This window comes from Saccharopolyspora cebuensis, assembly GCF_039542665.1.
GTDB classification, from domain to species: Bacteria; Actinomycetota; Actinomycetes; order Mycobacteriales; family Pseudonocardiaceae; genus Saccharopolyspora; species Saccharopolyspora cebuensis.
On record NZ_BAABII010000016.1, the window covers coordinates 611685 to 630207 of the forward strand.

At 74.1% G+C, this 18523-nt stretch carries 14 protein-coding genes; 6 read left to right on the forward strand and 8 right to left on the reverse strand.

All coding sequences use genetic code 11. The features are described 5' to 3' along the window. Window positions 1–192: 192 nt before the first annotated feature. Window positions 193–396 (reverse strand): cold-shock protein, encoded by a 204-nt coding sequence (locus ABD976_RS23060; protein ID WP_345366586.1) that lies wholly within the window; start codon window positions 394–396, stop codon window positions 193–195. Between the two features lie 245 nt (window positions 397–641). Then, window positions 642–1835 carry a Glu/Leu/Phe/Val dehydrogenase dimerization domain-containing protein gene (locus ABD976_RS23065; RefSeq protein WP_345366588.1) on the reverse strand — a complete coding sequence of 398 codons (1194 nt, stop codon included), beginning with the start codon at window positions 1833–1835 and terminating at the stop codon, window positions 642–644. A 436-nt stretch (window positions 1836–2271) separates the two neighbouring features. Here ABD976_RS23065 and ABD976_RS23070 point away from each other — a divergent pair, with 436 nt between their 5' ends. After that, window positions 2272–3102 (forward strand): hypothetical protein, encoded by an 831-nt coding sequence (locus ABD976_RS23070; protein WP_345366590.1) that lies wholly within the window; start codon window positions 2272–2274, stop codon window positions 3100–3102. A 7-nt stretch (window positions 3103–3109) separates the two neighbouring features. Beyond that, on the forward strand, window positions 3110–4723 hold the full coding sequence (locus ABD976_RS23075) for an amidohydrolase (protein WP_345366592.1): 1614 nt from the start codon (window positions 3110–3112) through the stop codon (window positions 4721–4723). A 41-nt stretch (window positions 4724–4764) separates the two neighbouring features. Here the strand turns inward: ABD976_RS23075 and ABD976_RS23080 are convergent, their stop codons facing one another. Then, window positions 4765–5388, reverse strand: a complete 624-nt coding sequence (locus ABD976_RS23080) for a hypothetical protein (protein WP_345366594.1) — start codon at window positions 5386–5388, stop codon at window positions 4765–4767. 182 nt (window positions 5389–5570) lie between these two features. Then, window positions 5571–6377 carry a serine hydrolase gene (locus ABD976_RS23085; protein ID WP_345366596.1) on the reverse strand — a complete coding sequence of 269 codons (807 nt, stop codon included), beginning with the start codon at window positions 6375–6377 and terminating at the stop codon, window positions 5571–5573. Window positions 6378–6648: 271 nt separating this feature from the next. On the opposite strand from ABD976_RS23085, the gene ABD976_RS23090 reads away from it, so the two are divergent. The 4 genes from ABD976_RS23090 (at window position 6649) to ABD976_RS23105 (ending at window position 12791) form a co-directional block, all read left to right on the forward strand. Beyond that, window positions 6649–8235 (forward strand): aldehyde dehydrogenase family protein, encoded by a 1587-nt coding sequence (locus ABD976_RS23090; protein ID WP_345366598.1) that lies wholly within the window; start codon window positions 6649–6651, stop codon window positions 8233–8235. A gap of 218 nt (window positions 8236–8453) precedes the next feature. Further along, entirely contained in the window at window positions 8454–9602 is a 1149-nt protein-coding gene (locus ABD976_RS23095) for a Glu/Leu/Phe/Val family dehydrogenase (protein WP_345366600.1), read from the forward strand. 71 nt (window positions 9603–9673) lie between these two features. Then, the gene (locus ABD976_RS23100; RefSeq protein ID WP_345366602.1) at window positions 9674–10591 is read left to right on the forward strand and encodes a LysR family transcriptional regulator; all 918 of its coding nucleotides are present in this window, start codon (window positions 9674–9676) and stop codon (window positions 10589–10591) included. A 40-nt stretch (window positions 10592–10631) separates the two neighbouring features. Next, a complete protein-coding gene (locus ABD976_RS23105; protein WP_345366604.1) occupies window positions 10632–12791 on the forward strand; it encodes a thiamine pyrophosphate-dependent enzyme in 2160 nt (719 codons plus the stop codon). A gap of 27 nt (window positions 12792–12818) precedes the next feature. Here the strand turns inward: ABD976_RS23105 and ABD976_RS23110 are convergent, their stop codons facing one another. The 4 genes from ABD976_RS23110 to ahcY form a co-directional block, all read right to left on the reverse strand. Continuing rightward, complete coding sequence (locus tag ABD976_RS23110) at window positions 12819–14219, reverse strand: FAD-binding oxidoreductase (RefSeq protein ID WP_345366606.1); 1401 nt, start codon at window positions 14217–14219, stop codon at window positions 12819–12821. Between the two features lie 76 nt (window positions 14220–14295). Continuing rightward, window positions 14296–15750, reverse strand: a complete 1455-nt coding sequence (locus tag ABD976_RS23115; RefSeq protein ID WP_345366609.1) for a carboxylesterase/lipase family protein — start codon at window positions 15748–15750, stop codon at window positions 14296–14298. 118 nt (window positions 15751–15868) lie between these two features. Then, window positions 15869–16750, reverse strand: coding sequence for a mycobacterial-type methylenetetrahydrofolate reductase (locus ABD976_RS23120; protein ID WP_345366611.1), 882 nt, complete (start codon window positions 16748–16750; stop codon window positions 15869–15871). A 294-nt stretch (window positions 16751–17044) separates the two neighbouring features. Then, window positions 17045–18502 (reverse strand): adenosylhomocysteinase, encoded by a 1458-nt coding sequence (ahcY, locus tag ABD976_RS23125; RefSeq protein WP_345366613.1) that lies wholly within the window; start codon window positions 18500–18502, stop codon window positions 17045–17047. Between the last annotated feature and the right edge of the window lie 21 nt (window positions 18503–18523).

Sequence of the window (18523 nt, forward strand, 5' to 3'; positions counted from 1 at the left end):
CTTCCCACCTCGCACGGTGCTCGATGTGCAGCGGGCTGAAATCCTACCGGTGCAACGCGCACCCCGAAGAGTGAAAATCACCGTGACGTTCTGTTGAATACAGAAACGGACAAGTGCCGTGAATGCGAAAGTTCGGCGGTGGAACGCGCCGAGCCGAGCGCGTTCCACCGCCGAACGGTAAGTGCGGGGGTTTCAGAGGGCGCGGATCTGCGACGCCTGCGGCCCCTTCTGCCCCTGGGTGATCTCGAACTCCACCCGCTGGTCCTCATCCAGCGTGCGGAAACCGGTGGCGTCGATCGCCGAGTAGTGGGCGAAAACGTCGGAGCCGCCGTCGTCCGGCTTGATGAAGCCGTAGCCCTTCTCCGCGTTGAACCACTTGACGGTACCGGTAGTCATGCTCTGTAGCTCCTGTGTGTCGTAGCCAGGGGTCAACACTGCGCAGACCCCGAGTCGCGGTACTGATCACCCGGCCCGAGGAGGCCCCCGGCACGGAAAAAGCGCCTGCGGTTCGCCGCAGGCGCTTTCCATACTGCTGGCAACCAAAACTGCAACCAAGCGCCACGCTAGCACTGCGGTTGCGGGTTGTCACACCTCGATCGCCGCCGGTCACATCCCTGCCGGGAACGACTCGCGGGATCCGTTCAGGGAATGCTGAGCAGGACCCGGCCCTCCTGCTCGGCCACCCGGTTCTGCTCGGCCTGCCGGTCGGCCAGGCCCAGCGCCGCCCGTCGCGGCGTGGTGCGCTCGGCGTCCCAGGCCGCCAGCAGCGGCGGGATCTTGGCCAGCATCTCCTCCCGCAGCACCTGGAAGGACAGCACCGGGTCGGCGTCGACGCGGCCCAGCAGCAGCCACCACGCCCAGGCCGCCGCCCCGGCGTTGGCCACGAAATCCGGGATCACCGGGATGCCGCGCACCGCGAGCAGTTCCTCGGCCTCCTCGGTCACCGGGGTGTTGGCGGCCTCCACGACGACCCGGGCGGCCACCGCGGGCACCCGGTCCGGGGTGATGGCGTAGGAGATCGCCGCCGGGATGAGCACGTCCACCTCGATCTCCAGCACCGCCTCGCGCGGCAGCCGGAGCACGTCGGCGGGGACCTGCGAGCGGTCGATCTCGCCGTACCGGTCGCGGGCGTCGAGCAGCGCGGGCACGTCCAGGCCGTCCGGGTGGTACAGGGTGCCCGCCGCGTCGGCCACCGCCACCACGTTCAGCCCCGCCTCGTGCAGGTAGTAGGCCGCGCCGCCGCCCATCGTGCCCACGCCCTGCACCGCGACGGCGGTTCGGGCGTGGTTCCAGCCGCGGGCGTGCACGACGCCGAGGCAGCTCTGCGCCACGCCGTAGCCGCCGACGACGTCGCCGAGCAGCAGGCCGCCGGGCACCGGGGCGTTCAACCCGGCCCGCACCCGGCGGAGGGTGCGCTCCACGTCCGGCGAGCGCCGGATCGCCGCGTGGTACGACTGGTGCAGGCCGAGGTCGGCGAAGATGTCGTCGATCAGGTGCTGCGGCACCCCGAGGTCCTCGGCGGTCACCCAGTGGGTGTCGACCCACGGGCGCATCGCCGTGATGAAGCGGCGCAGCACGCCGGTGGCATCCGGGTCCTTGGGATCGCAGTCGATCCCGCCCTTGGCGCCGCCCACCGGGAGTCCGAAGACCGCGGTCTTGCGCGCCATGCCGCGCGCCAGGTCCGCCACTTCCGACAGCGTGCAGCCGGCCCGCATCCGGGTTCCGCCCGTGGCGAGACCGGAAACCAGGCTGTGCACCACCAGATAGCCGTTCTTGCCCGTGACCGGGTCGGTCCAGGTCACCTTCAGCAACGGGTCGTGGTCGACGAGTGCCACCGGCCCAACCTCCTTTCCGTGCGCGTAACAAGCCGACTCGGGCGAGTGCCCGCCGGCTCTGGGTTCGAGAGGGTCCGACCGCGACGCGCGGATTCGGTTCAGCGATGCCACCGGCTGGAATGCCGGCGGTGCGAGGGCGTACTGGCGAAGAGGATGCGCAGCATGGTCACCTCCGCGGTCCGTCGTGGGATGGCTCGAAGCTAAGGCCCGGCTCCGAGGATTGTCAACAATCATCGGCTCGGACATTTCACCGTCATCTCAACGGGTGGCCGCCGCCGCGAAATGGAGTCGAGGAATGCCCGCGCTCACACTTCCGAACGACATTCAAACTGCGGAGGGTAACCGCAGGCCGAAGCCACCGTGACGAGGATTCGGCGGGCACGTCGTTCTCGGGGAACCGTTCACCCGCCCGGCGCGCGGCTGGGAGGATGAGGGCATGAGCCAACCCCACGATTCGGGATCGCTGGACCAGGAAGCACAACAGCAGCTGATCCAGGAGATCGGCCGCACGATCGCGCTCGCGCTCCCCCCGGGATGGCAGGCGGCGAACGTGGAGTACCGCCAGGTGGGGTCGCACCGCGAGCTCGTCGCGTCGCTGCTGGCCCCCAACGGCACCGAGATCCCCATCGCCCCGCCCGGCGACGTCATGGCGTTGTTCACCCGATTGCGCGCCGGCATGTACGAACCGGAGCGGGGCACCTGGGTCAGCGCGCTCTACCGGTTGCAGCGCCCGGGCAGCTACACCGTCGACTTCAACGGGGACCACGAACCGGCGTGGCGCTCCGCCCCGCCCGCCGAGGCCTACGCCCAGGAGCTGCACCGCTTCCCGCGCACCGGTTCGGTCGTCCCGGAATGGCTGGCCCAGCGGGCGGGCGCCCCGCATCCCGGCGACCAGCAGCCGTCGCTGCGCACGGCGGCGGTCTTCGACCGCGACGGCCGCCCCATCACGCAGCGCCCCGCGGTGGAACCCGGGCTGCACGAGCAGCTCCTGGCCTACCTGGAGAGCGCCCCGATCGTGCTGGCCGCGCGCAGCTTCGACACCGACCGGCTGGACCCGGCCGGGGAGGCCGCGGTGCCGCTGACCTTCCACACCGACGGGAGCTGGATCTGGCCGGGCGCGGTCGGCTACTACCTGCGCAGGCACGGGGTCGCACCGGAGGACGAGCTGGTCGAGCACATCCGGCGCAGCGGCTTCCGGCTGCCGGAGGTCGACGAACCAACCCGCGAGCGGGTCGTCGCCGAGATCACCGGGGAACAGCGCTCGTGACCGGCCGATGACGCGCGCGGCGGAGCTGGTGCTCACCGGCGGCAGGGTGGCCACGATGGACCCCGCGCACCCGGTCACCGACGCGGTGGCCGTGCGCGGCGGGCGGATCGCCGCGCTGGGCTCCGCCGCCGCGGAGCTGCGCGGGCCGGCCACCGAGGTGGTCGACCTGCGCGGCAGGCTGCTGCTGCCGGGATTCCACGACGCGCACGCCCACCCCGTCTACGGCGGGCTGGAACGGCTGCGCTGCGACCTCACCGCGAGCACCAGCGCCGCCGACTGCCTGCGCCGGATCGGTGCGCACCGGGCCGCCCACCCGTCCGGCTGGCTGCTCGGCGGCGGCTGGGACATGGGCCTGTTCCCCGGCGGCACCCCGTCGCGGGAGGCGTTGGACGCGGTCACCGGAACGCAGCCCGCCTACCTCGTCAACCGCGACCACCACGGGGCGTGGGTGAACAGCGCCGCGCTGCGCGCCGCCGGGATCGACGCGGACACCCCCGACCCGCCCGACGGCCGGATCGAGCGCGCCGCCGACGGGTCGCCCGCCGGGATGCTGCACGAGGGCGCCACCGGCCTGGTGGCCCGGGTGCTGCCACCGGCGGGACGCGAGGAGTACCTGGCGGGACTGCTCGAAGGCCAGCGGCACCTGCTGGAGCGCGGGGTGACGATGTGGCACGACGCGATCGTCGGCCCCTACCTCGGCTACGCGGACACCCTGGAGGTCTACCGCGACGCCGACCGGCGCGGCCTGCTGACGGCCCGGGTGCGCGGCGCCCTGTGGTGGGACCGGGAGCGCGGCGTCGAGCAGCTCCCCGAGCTGCGCGAGCGCCGGGACCGGAGCCGGGGCGAGAAGTTCACCGCCGAGGCGGTCAAGATCATGCAGGACGGGGTCTGCGAGAGCCTCACCGCCGCGCTGCTGCAGCCCTACCTGGACACCGCCCCGGCGGGGCGGCACCGCGGCCTGTCCTTCCTGACCGCACCGGAACTGCGGGAGGCGGTGGTCGCCCTGGACGCCGCCGGGTTCGACGTGCACTTCCACGCGGTCGGCGACCGGGCGGTGCGCGACGCCCTGGACGCGGTGGCGGCCTCGGGTCGCCGGGGGCGGCACCAGATCGCGCACGTGCAGGTGGTGCACCCCGACGACGTCCCCCGGTTCGGCGCGCTCGGCGTCACCGCGACCATCCAGCCGCTGTGGGCGATCAACGACGCGGCGATGACCGAGCTGACCGTGCCCCGGCTCGGCCGTCCCCGCGCCGACGGCCAGTACCCGTTCCGCGCCCTGCGGGACGCGGGCGCGGACCTCGCGGTGGGCAGCGACTGGCCGGTGTCGGAGGCCGATCCGGTCCGGGCCGCGCACGTCGCGGTGCACCGCCGCGAACCCGGGTCCGAGGTCCCGGCGTTCCTGCCCGAGCAGCGGCTGGACCTGCCCGCGGCGCTCGCCGCGAGCACGGCGGGCAGCGCCCGGGTCAACCGGCTGGAGCACGAGAGCGGCACCCTCGCGGTGGGCATGGCCGCCGACCTGGTGGTGCTGGACCGCGACCCGTTCGCGCTGGCCGCCGACGAGATCGGCGACTGCGCGGTGGACCTGACCGTGGTCGGCGGCCGGATCGCGCACCAGCGCTGAGCGCTCCCGGTCCCGCCGGGGACCGGGAGCGGGACGCCGCGTCAGGCCACCGCGTCCCAGTGCACCAGGTACTTGGCCGACTCCGCCGCGATCAGCGCGTCGAGCTCGGCGCGGTTGGCGTTGCGGCGCAACCGCAGCGGGCGACCGCGCCGCACGTCGAGCACCATCGGGCGGGCACCGGGCAGCAGGTCCGGCATCGCCCGCTCCAGCACGCGCAGCGCCAGGTTCGCGGTGCCGCCGTCGAGCTCCGGTTCCTTGAGGTAGGGCAGCACCACCTCGGTCCCGCCGTCGGCGTACCGCAACGCCACCGCGCTGCGCCCGGAGACGGTGATCGCCAGCTCGCCGCACGGCCACACCGCCGAGCCCAGCGGCACGCCGACCGCCCTGGTGCGCGCCCACCACCGCTCGAAACCCGCGTGGAGCCGCCGGTAGTGCTCCTGCTGCACCGGCCGGGCGGCGTGCACGGCCGCCGCCACGACCGCCACCGGGTCGGTGGCGTGCACCGCCCGCCGCAACGCCGCCCGGAACGGTCCGTAGAACGCCCACGCCATGCTGTGCGGATCGAGGTAGATGCCGCGCTGGTCGCGCACGATGGCGGCGCAGCCGCGCGGTGTGCTGCGCGCGTAGTCGAGGAACGAACCGAGGCTGATCTGAACGCCGTCCACGAGTACCCCTCCGCGGTCGCGGGGGCACGGCCGCCACCGCGCCGGTCGGCAGCGGCCACCCCTGCCGCCCCGCGACCGTCCACAATGGCGCGAATGCCCCCGAAATCCCTGCCCGACAACACATTTTAGCACTTCAGAGGGCGTTTTGAACAGACATTCGAGTGACCGGCACGGGCCGCGGATCACCCGTTCGCGGGCTCCAGGGCGCGGTGCGCGGCGGCCCCGATGCGGGCGATGGCGGCGGTCGCGGGACCGCCGGAGGTGGTGGTCGCGGAGCGCTCGTCGGCGAGCTCGTCGACGAGGACCGCCACGACCGCGCGCGGCCGGTCGGCGGTGCCGATCAGGCCGACGTCGTGCCGCACCCCCAGCAGCTCCCCCGGCTTGTTCCAGCACCCGGCACCGGCGGGCAGCAGCGCGGGCAACCGGTCCCGGACCTGCTGGCGGGACAGCACGGCCAAGGCGTGCCGGGTCAGCTCCGGCGGCAGCGCCGCCCCGGTGACCAGCGCGTCGAGCACCCGGGCCAGGTCCAGCGCGCAGCTCTGCACCCGACCGGGCGCCCGCTCGTCCATCAGCCGGCGCTCCAGCCGGGTCGCCCGGCAGCCCAGCCGATCCGCGCAGTCGGCCACGGCGGCGAACCCGACGGCGTCGAGCACGGCGTTGGTCGCGGTGTTGTCGCTGACCACGACCATCAGGGCGAGCAGCTCCGCCAGCGGCAGCTCCCCGACGCTGGGCAGTTCGGGCAGCACCCCGGAACCGCCCGCCCGGCGCTCCGGCAGCGGGACCCGGGTGTCCAGGTCCAGGGCGCCGTCGCGGACCGCGCGCAGCGCGGCGACCAGCACCAGCACCTTGATCGTGCTGGCCGGGTGCACCGCCCGCTCGGCGCCGAGCAGCACCGGCTCCCGCTCGTCGAGGTCCCAGGCCGCCACCCCGACCCGCCCCGGGAGGTCGTCCCAGCACCCGCTCGCGCGCAGCCGTTCGGCGAACCCCACCCCGCACCTCCTCGTGACCGACCGTCCGACAGGCCATCGTGGCCCAGCGCCCGGCGCGCGAACACCCCCGATCACGCGGCGGCGCGACGAGAGCGCAGGAGATCCACCGCTCCCCGCGCCGAGCACCAGCGGAGCTGTCGCTCAGTTCGAGCAGAAATCACTCTTCTGATCCTCCGCCCGGCCCGCCCGGACGCTCTACGGTGATCAGGAGCCCGGCGTGACCTCCGGCGCACCGGGTCCGCGGCCAGTCCGAACCAGCAGGAAGAGGTGCATGTCGGTGCAGTCGACGTTGAGCTCGGTGATCGGTCCGGCGCCAGCCGGGAGCGCGGTCGACGGCGGTGCCGAATACCTGTCGCGCAACCCGGCCGACCTCGACGACGTGGTCGCCCGGGTGCGGCTCGGCGGCGCCGAGGCGCTGCCCGAGGCCGCCGCGCAGGCCCAGCGGGCGCAGCGGGAGTGGGCGCAGGTGCCCGCCCCGGTGCGCGGTCGCGTGGTCGCCGGGCTCGGCCGCCTGGTCGAGGCGAACAAGGAGTCGCTGGCCCGCCTGGTGACCCGGGAGATCGGCAAGCCCTACGGCGAGGCGCTCGGCGAGGTCCAGGAGATCATCGACACCTGCGACTTCTTCCTCGGCGAGGGACGCAGGCTCTACGGGCAGACGGTGCCCTCCGAGATGCCCGACAAGCAGTTGTTCACCTTCCGGGTCCCGGTCGGGGTGGCGGTGGTGATCACCGCGGGCAACTTCCCGGTCGCCGTGCCGTCCTGGTACCTGGTGCCCGCGCTGCTGTGCGGCAACGCCGTGGTGTGGAAGCCCGCGGAGTACGCCGCGGGGGCCGCCCGGGCGCTGGCCGAGCTGGCCTGGCGGGCCGGGGTGCCGCGCGGGGTGCTCAACCTGGTCTACGCCGACGGGGAGGCGACCTCCGCGGGGTTGGAGACCGCGCTGGCGGCGGGCACCGTGCAGAAGGTCGGCTTCACCGGATCCAGCGCCGTCGGGGCGCGGGTCGGCGAGCTGTGCGGCAGGCACCTGCAGAGCCCGTGCCTCGAACTCGGCGGCAAGAACCCGATGGTGGTCGCCCCGGACGCCGACCTGGACCTGGCGGTGCAGGGCGCGCTGTTCTCCGGCTGGGGGACCGCCGGGCAGCGCTGCACCTCCCTGGGCAACCTGATCGTGCACCGCGACGTGCACGCCGAGTTCGTCGGCAGGCTGGACGCGGCGCTGCGGGCGGCGACGCTCGGCGATCCGACCGGCGACGTGCTCTACGGCCCGCTGCTGGACCGCAAGTTCGCCGAAGGGTTCGAGGCGGTGCTGGACACCATCGCCGAGCACCACACCCCGCTCGGCTCCGACCACGTCGGCCGGATCACCGAGGCCGCGCCGCGCGCCGGGTTCGCCGGTGACCCGGCCACCGGCCTGTACTACCACCCGGTGCTGCTGGACGGGATGCGGCCCGACGACCACGTCTTCCGGGAGGAGACCTTCGGCCCCGTCGTCGGCGTGACCACCTACGGGACGCTCGACGAGGCCATCGAGCTCGGCAACGCCCCCGGCTACGGGCTGTCGGCCGCCGTCTACACCACCGATCCCGCCACCGCGTTCCGGTTCCGGCAGGGCACCAGCGCGGGGATGGTCAGCGTGAACAACTCGACCTCCGGCGCCGAGGCGCACCTGCCCTTCGGCGGCAACGGCAGGTCCGGCAACGGCAGCCGCCAGTCCGGCATCTGGGTGCTCGACCAGTTCACCCGCTGGCAGTCGCTGAACTGGGACTTCTCCGGTGCGCTGCAGAAGGCCCAGATGGACGTCGGCACCGTGGAACCGGAGCTCGACTACCGGCTGCCGCCCGAACTCGGCGGCCCGGCGTGAACCCGCTGCCGCAACGCGCCGAGGTGGTGAGCGGCACCGGCGCCGCCCGCCACCTCGCCGAAGCCGGGGTCGAGGCGCGGCCGGGCGCACCTGGTGCCGGGCCGCGTCCCCGCGGTCGACGTCAGCGGCTGCGACGCCCGGCGCTTCGCCGGGAGCACCGCGCGGGAGCCCGCCGAGCACGACCTCGTCCGAACCCCTAGCGAACGGAGCGACCGAGCGTGCGTGATCTGCTGCAGGACATCGACGAGTGGGGCCCGGAGAAGGTCGTCTGCGTCTCCGACGCCCGGACCGGGATGCGCGGTGTGCTGGTCATCGACAACACCGCCCGCGGCACCGGCAAGGGCGGCACCCGGATGGGCCCGGACGTGTCGGTGGGCGAGATCGCCCGGCTGGCCCGGGTGATGACGTGGAAGTGGGCGGCGGTCGACCTGTTCCACGGCGGCGCCAAGGCCGGCATCAACGCCGATCCGTCGGCACCGGACAAGGAGCGGATCGTGCGCGCCTTCGCCCGGCGGCTGGCCGACCAGATCCCCGCGTCCTACGTCGCCGGGCTGGACATGGGCATGACCGAGCAGGACGCGGCGATCATCCAGGACGAGCTCGGGGACCGGGGCGCGGCGGTCGGCGTCCCGGAGGCGCTGGGCGGGGTGCCCTACGACGAGCTCGGCGTCACCGGGCACGGCGTGGCCGAGGCGGTCGAGGCGGCGCTGGCGCACCGGGGGCGTTCGGTGGCCGGGGCGCGGGTCGCGGTGCAGGGCTTCGGCGCGGTCGGCGCGGCCGCCGCGCGGCGGCTGCACGCGCTGGGCGCGGTGCTCGTCGCGCTGTCCACGGTGGAGGGCGCGGTGCACGCCGCCGACGGCCTGGACGTCCCGGCGTGGCTGGCCGCCCGCGAGGAGTTCGGGGACGCCTGCGTGGCCAAGGCACCGGCGCACCAGCGGATCCGGCGCGGCGAGGAACTGCTCGTCGACTGCGACGTGCTGGTGCCCGCCGCCGGGCAGGACGTGCTCGACGCCGAGCGGGCCGCGCGGGTCCGCGCCGGGCTGGTGGTGGAGGGGGCGAACCTGCCGACCACCCCTCCCGGCCGGGCGGTGCTCGCCGAACGCGGCGTCACCGTGGTGCCGGACTTCATCGCCAACGCCGGGGGCGCCATCGCCGCCGGATTCGCGATGGACGCGCGGCGGTCGGCGTTCCGCCCGGAACCGGCGGCGATCCTGCGCGCGGTCGCCGAGCGCACCCGCGCCAACACGGTGCGGGTGCTCGACGCGGTGCTCCAGCGCGGCGTACCGCCGCACGACGCCGCGCTGGAGCTGGCCCAGGAGCGGGTGCGCACCGCGATGCGGCTGCGCGGACGGCTCCCCGCGGCGTAGCGGACCCGCGCGGTGGTGCGCCGCCGCGGCACCCCGAGCGGTCGGCGCCGCTCGTCGAACCGGAGGACCCCGTGCTCAACCCGATCCACCTCAGGACCTTGCAGGAATGCGTGCGCACCGGCTCGTTCGCCGAAGCGGGCCGGGTCCTGGGCTACACGTCCTCGGCGGTGTCGCAGCAGATGGTGCTGCTCGAACGGGCGGTGGGGGCGCCGCTGTTCGAGCGTTCCGCGCGCAGCGCCCGCAGCACCGCGCTGGCCTCCCGGCTCGCCCTCCGCAGCCGGGACGCGCTGGGCGCCCTCGACGCGCTGGAACGCGAGATCCGGGCGATGGTCGCCGGTGACGAGGGCAGCCTGCGGCTGGCCAGCTTCGCCACCGCCAACGCCCGGCTGCTGCCGGAGGTGCTGGCCACCGTGGTGGCCCAGCGGCCGAACGCGGAGGTGCAGCTCGACGAGGCCGAGCCGGACGAGGTGCTCGACCCGGTGCTCGACGGCGTGGTGGACGCCGCGGTGGTCTTCGAGTACGACCTCGACCCGCGGCAGTGGCCGCTGGAGCTGTGCGCGGAGGAGCTGCTGGCCGAGCCGCTGCGGATCGCGCTGCCCCGGCAGCACCGGCTCGCCGGGGCGAGCGAGGTCGATCTGCGCGACCTCACCGGCGACCCGTGGATCTGCACCCGCGCCGACACCGCGGGCGCCCGGTCGCTGGTGCGGCTGGCGGCCGAGGCCGGGTTCGTGCCGCGGATCATCTTCCGCAGCAACGACTACTCGGTCATCCGCACCCTGGTCGCCCGCGGCCTGGGCGTCGCCGTGCTGCCCGGGCTCGCGCTGCCCGACGAGCGGGTGCGGATCGCGCGCATCGCGGGACGGCGACCGCACCGCCGGGTCAAGACGCTCCACCGCAAGCAGAACACCAATCCGCTGCTGCCGATCGCGCTGGACTGCCTGGCCGAATCCTGCGCCTCGGTGGCCGACGACTGGGACGACCCGCGCTGAGGACGGGCGCGGTGGCTCCGCGCCTCCCGAAAGGAGCCCGATGACCGACAACCCGGTGGACGAGCACTTCCTGACCGCGGCCGCCGCGCTGGCACCCGGCCGAGCGGCCCCCGACGACGGCGAGCTGATCGCGCTGTTCGACGCGCAGGCCGGCAGCAGGCACCTCGACCTCGCGGCCCGCGAGCTCGGCGCCCGCGGCGAGGGCTACTACAGCATCGGTTCCTCCGGCCACGAGTCCAACGCGGCGGTGGCCGCCGCGCTGCGCCCCACCGACCCGGCGCTGCTGCACTACCGCTCCGGCGGCTTCTACCTGCGCCGCGCCCAGCAGGTGCCCGGCCAGGACCCGCTGCGCGACGTGCTGCTGGGCGTCGTGGCCTCGGCCGAGGACCCCATCTCGGCGGGGCGGCACAAGGTGTTCGGCAACGCCGGGCTGCACGTCATCCCGCAGACCTCCACCATCGCCTCCCACCTGCCCCGCGCGGTGGGCCTGGCGTTCGCCTTGGGGCGCGCCGCCAAGCTCGGCCGCACCACGCCGTGGCCGCAGGACGCGGTCGTGGTGTGCGGGTTCGGCGACGCCTCGGCGAACCACTCGACGGCCACCGGCGCGATCAACTCGGCGCTGCACTGCGCCTACCAGGGGTTGCCGATGCCGCTGCTGCTGGTCTGCGAGGACAACGGGATCGGGATCAGCGTGCGCACCCCGAAGGGCTGGATCGAGACCGCCTTCGGGGGCCGGGCCGGGCTGGCGCACCACACCGCCGACGGCGCGGACCCGGAGGAGTGCCTGGCGGTCGCCCGGCGCGCGGTGCGGGAGGTGCGCCGCACCCGGCGACCGGCGCTGCTGCACCTGCGCACCGTCCGGCTGATGGGCCACGCCGGCTCCGACGTCGAATCCGGGTACCGCTCGCGCACCGAGATCACCGCCGACTACGCCCGCGACCCGCTGCTGGGCACCGCGCGGGCGCTGGTGGCGCGCCGCGCGATGACCCCGGCGGCGGTGGTCGAGCGCTACGAGCGGATCCGCGCCGAGGTCGCCCGGACCACCGCCGAGGTGCTGACCCGCCCCAAGCTGACCGGCCCGGAGCAGGTGATGGCCGCGATCCACCAGGACCGCCCGGAGTCGGTCCGGGTCCGCGCCGGGGCCCCGCGCGGCGACCTCGGCGACCGGCTGCCGGAGGACGAGGGGCCGCTGACGCTGGCGCAGGCGCTCAACCGGTCGCTGGCCGAGGAACTCGCCCGCGACCCCCGGGTGCTGGTGTTCGGCGAGGACGTCGCGCGCAAGGGCGGGGTCTACGGGGTCACCCGCGGGCTGCGCGCCCGCTTCGGCGGCACCCGCGTGTTCGACACCCTGCTGGACGAGCAGAGCATCCTCGGCACCGCGCTGGGCACCGGGCTCGCCGGGTTCGTCCCGGTCCCGGAGATCCAGTACCTCGCCTACCTGCACAACGCCGCGGACCAGCTGCGCGGCGAGGCCAGCACGCTGGGCTTCTTCTCCGACGGCCGGTACCGCAACCCGATGGTGGTGCGGATCGCCGGGTACGGCTACCAGAAGGGTTTCGGCGGGCACTTCCACAACGACAACAGCGTGGCCGCGCTGCGCGACCTGCCCGGCGTGGTCGTCGCCTCGCCGTCGCGGCCGGACGACGCCGCCGCGATGCTGCGCACCTGCGTCTCGGCCGCCGCCGAGGACGGCCGGGTCTGCGCGTTCCTGGAACCCATCGCGCTCTACCACACCCGGGACCTGCACGAGCCCGGCGACGGCGGCTGGCTGGCGTCCTACCCGGCGCCGGGCACCGGCCACGTGCCGATCGGCCGGGCCCGGGAGCACGGGACCGGCACCGACCTGACGCTGGTCAGCTTCGGCAACGGCGTGCCGATGAGCCTGCGGGTGGCGCGGCGGCTGCGGGACCGCGGCATCGGTGCCCGGGTGCTGGACCTGCGCTGGCTGGCGCCGCTGCCGGTGGCCGACCTTCTGGCCGCGGCGGAGGCGACCGGCGCGGTGCTGGTGGTGGACGAGACGCGGCGCAGCGGCGGTGTGTCCGAACCCGTGGTCACCGCACTGGTCGACGGGGGCTTCCGCGGCCGGATCGCCCGGGTCACCAGCGAGGACAGCTTCATCCCGCTGGGCGGCGCCGCCCAGCACGTGCTGCTGTCCGAGGAGGCGGTGGAGAAGGCGGCGCTGGAGCTGACCGGCGGCTGAGCGCGGCGGACCCCAGCCGACCGGCCGTCAGCTCGCCGGGTCGCCGAAGACCTTGCCCGGGTTGAAGATCCCGCGCGGATCCAGCGCGTCCTTCACCGCGTGGTGCATCCCGACCACGGCCGGCCCCAGCTCGGCGTGCAGCCCCGCGCGCTTGAGCAGGCCGACGCCGTGCTCGCCGGTGACGGTGCCGCCGAGGGCGAGGGCGTCGGCGACGATGTCGTCGAACGCGCGCTGGGCCCGCTCCCGGGCCGCGTCGTCACCGGGCTCGGTGATGATCAGCGGGTGCAGGTTGCCGTCCCCGGCGTGCGCGATGTTGGCGATCAGGGTGTCGTGGCGCCGTGCCGCCGCCTCGATCCGGGAGAGCATTTCAGGGACCGCGGCCCGGGGCACGCAGACGTCCTCGGTGAGCACCGGGCCGAGCCGCTCCAGCGCCGGGTAGGCCAGCCGCCGCGCGGCGAACAGCGCGTCGGCCTCGTGCTCGTCGGTGGAGCGGGCGCTCCAGGTGGCCCCGGCCTGGTCGAAGCACCGCAGCAGCGCGTCGACCTCCTGCTCCCCGGCCGCTCCCGGGGTGTCGCACCGGCCGAGCAGCAGCACGTTCGCCTCCGCGCTCAGGCCCATGTTCTTCCAGGCGTCCACCGCCTCGAGGCAGTGCCGGTCGAGCAGTTCCAGGGCCGAGGGCACGATCCCCGCGGCGGCGACGGCGGCGACCGCTTCCCCGGCCTCGACCAGCGAGTCGAAGTAGCCGACCACCGTGCGCTCCGGGGCGCGCTGGCCGGGCAGCAGCTTGACGGTGATCTCGGTGATCACCCCGAGGGTGCCCTCGGAGCCCACGAACAGCCCGCACAGGTCGTAGCCCGCGACGCCCTTGGCGGTGCGCCGGCCCAGCCGCACCACCTCGCCGTCGCCGACCACCGCCTCCAGGCCCAGCACGTAGTCGCGGGTGACGCCGTACTTCACGCAGCACACCCCGCCCGCGTTGGTGCCGACGTTGCCGCCGATCGTCGACCACGGGGAGCTCGCCGGGTCGGGCGGGTACCAGGCACCGTGCTCGCGGCAGGCGGCGCGCAGGTCGTCGTTGACCACGCCGGGCTGCACCACCGCCAACTGCTCCCTGGGGTTGATCTCCAGCACGGAGTTCATCGCCTCGAAGGACAGCACGACGCAGCCGTCCACGGCGTTGGCCCCGCCGGACAGCCCGGTGCCCGCCCCGCGGGGCACCACCGGGACGCCGTGCTCGGCGCAGACCCGCACCACGGCGGCGACCTGCTCGGTGCCGTCCGGGCGGACCACGGCCAGCGGTTTGCCGAACGGCGCCCACTCCGCCTCGTCGTGGGCGTAGCGGCCGGTGGAATCCGGGTCGGTGAGCAGCGCCCCGGCCGGAACCCGCTCGCGCAGCGCCGCCAGTACCTCGTCCGTGCCACCCGCCATGTCGTCCTCCTCGACCGATCGTCACCCCCACGTTAACCACGCGAACGGAGCCGCGGACGCGCGGACCCGGTGCCGCTCAGCCGCGGCCGTGCCAGATCCGCCGGGAGGCCGCGACGGGGTCCGCCACCACGGTCGGCGGGGAGTCCCAGAACCGGGCCAGGCGGCGCTCGGGGTCGTAGCGGGGCCAGCCCGGGTCGCCGGTGGCGGCGAACGACGTCCAGGCGCCCCGGATCCGCCCGGACAGCGCCGCCACCTCGTCCGGATCGGAGCCTTCGAGCAGCGCTGCCGCCATCGGGCCGCCGGTGGCGCCGAAGGTGAACGGGACGTCCAGCGAGTGGCAGGCACCGAGCACGCCGCCCCGGGCCGGGGTCCGCCAGCCGAACTCGTAGAGGTGGGTCCGGCCGCCGGCGGCGGCGTGCGCGTCGGCGCACCACACCGACGGCATCCGGAACAGCCCGTCGCTGAGCAGCAGCGTGGTGAGCGCGCGGTCGTCGGCGCCGGGGTGCGCGGCCCGGTAGCGCTCGACCGCGCCGGGCGGCAGCCGCAGCCCCGCGGCGGTGGCCTCCGGGTCGGCGCCGCCGGGCGGGACGTCGGCGGTGAACAAGGCCGCCTCGTCGGTGTTGAAGCCGCTGATGAGGTCGATCGACCGGCCCGCCCCGGAGCGCATCGCCCGCCACGGCAGGTCGGTGAGCAGCTCGCCGTCGACGACCGCGGCGTAGGGGGTGTTGTTGGTCCAGCTCGCCCGGTCGGCGTCGATCGCGGCGAACGCGGGGCCGTGCGCGGCGTGCACCGCCTCCGGCGGGAGCCCGGCGAGCGCGGCGGCGGTCGGCTCGACGCCGAGGCCACCGGTGATCAGCTCGGCGAGCCGGCGCGCCTCGGCCTCGTCGACGAACAGCCCCGAGGCGCTCTGCGCGATGGCCCGCCCGAACAGCCCCTCCGCCGCCGGGCCGGCCACCAGGGCGGCCACCGAGGTCCCGCCCGCGGACTCGCCCATGATGGTCACGGAGCCCGGGTCGCCGCCGAAGCCCGCGATCTCCTCCTGGACCCAGCGCAGCGCGGCGAGCTGGTCGCGCAACCCCCGGTTGGCGGGCGCGTCCGGGAGCCAGCCGAACCCCTCGTACCCGACCCGGTAGTTGAGCGTCACCACGACGACCCCGCCGCGGGCCAGCGCGGCGCCGTCGTAGGTCGGATCCGCCGAGGTGCCCGCCAGGTAGGCACCGCCGTGGATCCACACCAGCACCGGCAGGCCCGCCGCGCCCGGCTCCGGCGTCCACACGTTCACCGAGAGGGCGTCGGTGCCGTCCGACGGGTTCCAGGCGGACGGCAGGCCGGGCAGCGCCGCGGGTTGGGGCACCGAAGGCGAGTGGGCCACCGCCTCGCGGACCCCGTCCCACCGGTCGGGCGGGTGCGGGGCCTGGAAGCGGCGCGGCCCGTCCAGCGGCGCGGCGTAGGGGATGCCCGGGTACGCGGTCACCCCGTCGGCGGTGCGGCCGCGCAGCGCGCCGGAGCGGGTGCGCACGATCGGTTCCATCACCCGATCACAGCACGGCGGGCCGCCCGGGCACACCGGATCGGCGGGATCGCCGGAGCCCCGGGCGGGTGGGCGTCGCGGAGCAGCGCTGCTCCGCGACGCCCACCCGCCCGGTGGATCAGTTCGGCGACCAGTGGTCGAGCATCGCGGCGAAGGTCTCGAACGCCGGCTCGTTGTAGCCGTACGGGGCCTCCAGGTGGACCCCGATCGGGAAGCCCAGGTCGAGGACGCCGTCGACGACCCGCTTGTAGAGGTCGACCACGTGGCGCTTGCGCTGCTCGAAGTCCAGCTCGGCGACCTCGGCCACGAACTGCTGCTCGGCGGCGACCGCCGCGTTGCCCGGGTCCTGGATCAGCCACTGGATGAGCTTCTTCTTGCTCTCCACGCCCGGGATGAACCCGAAGGACAGCAGGATCTCCGGGCGGTGCGGCGTGGTGCGGGCGAACTCCTCCAGGAAGCCCACGATCGCGTCGGAGTGCAGGAGCTGGGTCATGCCGTAGGTGGCGCCGCGCTCGCACTTGAACCCGAACCGGCCCTGCTCGCCCTCCCGCGTGGGGATCAGGATCGAGCCCCGGTGCGGGATCAGGTCCTGGAACTTCGTCAGCGCGTCGGTGGGCGCGACCCCGGGGCCGTCCCCGTCGCTCATCGTGCGCGGGACCCCGACGAACGCGATGCCGTCCATGCCCTCGTCGCGCAGGTTCCGCAGCCGCTCGGCCAACCGCTGCTCGTCGTGGAAGGCGGTGACCTGCGTGCACAGGCCGCGCATCCCGCCCAGCTCCGGCCGGATCGCCCGCCAGTAGTCGATGGTGTCCAGCTTCTCGCGGTAATCGACCGGCCGGTCGCCGTCCTCCTGGATGATGCCGGGGATCATGGCGTGCGTGATGCGGCCGGTCAGCCCGGTCGCCCGGCTGAGTTCGACGATCTTGCGACCTTCCGCCATTGCGCTCTGCACGCCACCGTCGACGTCGGGCGGTACCAGTTCGAGTGCGATGGTGTTCATGTCGGCCTCAGGTTTTCCTTCTGTCGACTTCGGTCACCGCAGAGCTCGACCAGGCGTGCCTGCGAACCCGTTCCGGGGAACGGGGACCATACGGATGAGGAATCTACTCGCCGCGAGGTGCGAGGTGAGGAACGCGGGCGCGACGCGGGGCGCGCGGGGCGCGTGGGGCGGTTCGACGTCGCGCCGCGGTGCGGCGGGCGGGCGGTGGCGGGGCGTCCGCGGCACCGCCCGGTCCCTTCCGGGGGTGTCCCGCGGGCGGGGAGCCCGCCCGCGGGACACCTCGGCCGGAGCCGATCAGTAGCGGTAGTGCTCGGGCTTGTACGGGCCGTTGACGTCGACGCCGATGTACTCGGCCTGCTCCTTGGTCAGCTTGGTGAGCTTGACGCCCAGGGCGTCCAGGTGCAGCCGGGCGACCTTCTCGTCGAGGTGCTTGGGCAGCACGTAGACCTGCTTGTCGTACTCACCGGGCTTGGTGAACAGCTCGATCTGGGCGATCGTCTGGTTGGTGAAGGAGTTCGACATCACGAAGCTCGGGTGCCCGGTGGCGTTGCCCAGGTTGAGCAGCCGGCCCTCGGACAGCACGATGATCGAGTGCCCGTCCGCGAAGGTGAACTCGTGGACCTGCGGCTTGATCTCCTGCTTCTTGATGCCGGGGGTCTTCTCCAGGCCGGCCATGTCGATCTCGTTGTCGAAGTGGCCGATGTTGCCCACGATGGCCTGGTGCTTCATCCGCGCCATGTGGTCGGCGGTGATGATGTTGAAGTTGCCGGTCGTGGTGATGAAGATGTCGGCCTGGTCGATGACGTCCTCGATGGTGGCCACCTGGTAGCCGTCCATCGCCGCCTGCAGCGCGCAGATCGGGTCGACCTCGGTGACGATGACCCGCGCGCCCTGGCCGCGCAGCGACTCCGCCGAGCCCTTGCCGACGTCGCCGTAACCGGCGATCACGGCGACCTTGCCGCCGATGAGCACGTCGGTGGCCCGGTTGATGCCGTCCACCAGCGAGTGCCGGCAGCCGTACTTGTTGTCGAACTTCGACTTGGTCACCGAGTCGTTGACGTTGATCGCCGGGAACAGCAGGTCACCGGTCTTGGCCAGCTCGTAGAGCCGGTGCACGCCGGTGGTGGTCTCCTCGGTGACGCCCTTGATCTCCCCGGCGATCCGGGTGAACCGCTGCCCGTCGACCGACAGGCTCTTGCGCAGGGTCTCCAGGATGACCTTGTACTCGTCGGGGTCCTCGTCGGTCGGCTGCGGCACCGCACCGGCGGCCTCGAACTCCACGCCCTTGTGCACCAGCAGCGTGGCGTCGCCGCCGTCGTCGAGGATCATGTTCGGGGCCTGGTCGCCGAACTGGAAGAGCTGCTCGGTGCACCACCAGTAGTCCTCCAGGGTCTCGCCCTTCCAGGCGAACACCGAGACGCCCGCGGGCTTGTCCGGGGTGCCCTTCGGGCCGACCACGACGGCGGCCGCGGCCTCGTCCTGGGTGGAGAAGATGTTGCAGGACACCCAGCGCACCTCGGCGCCGAGGTCGACCAGCGTCTCGATCAGCACGGCGGTCTGCACCGTCATGTGCAGCGAGCCCGCGATCCGCGCGCCCTTCAACGGCTTGGCGGCCGCGTACTCCTCGCGGGTCGCCATCAACCCCGGCATCTCGTGCTCGGCGAGCCGGATCTGGTGCCGCCCGGCCTCGGCCAGCGCCAAGTCCTTGACGGCGAACTCCAGGCCGTTGACCTTCTGCAGCTTCGCGCTCATGATTTCCTTTCTCGTTCCCGG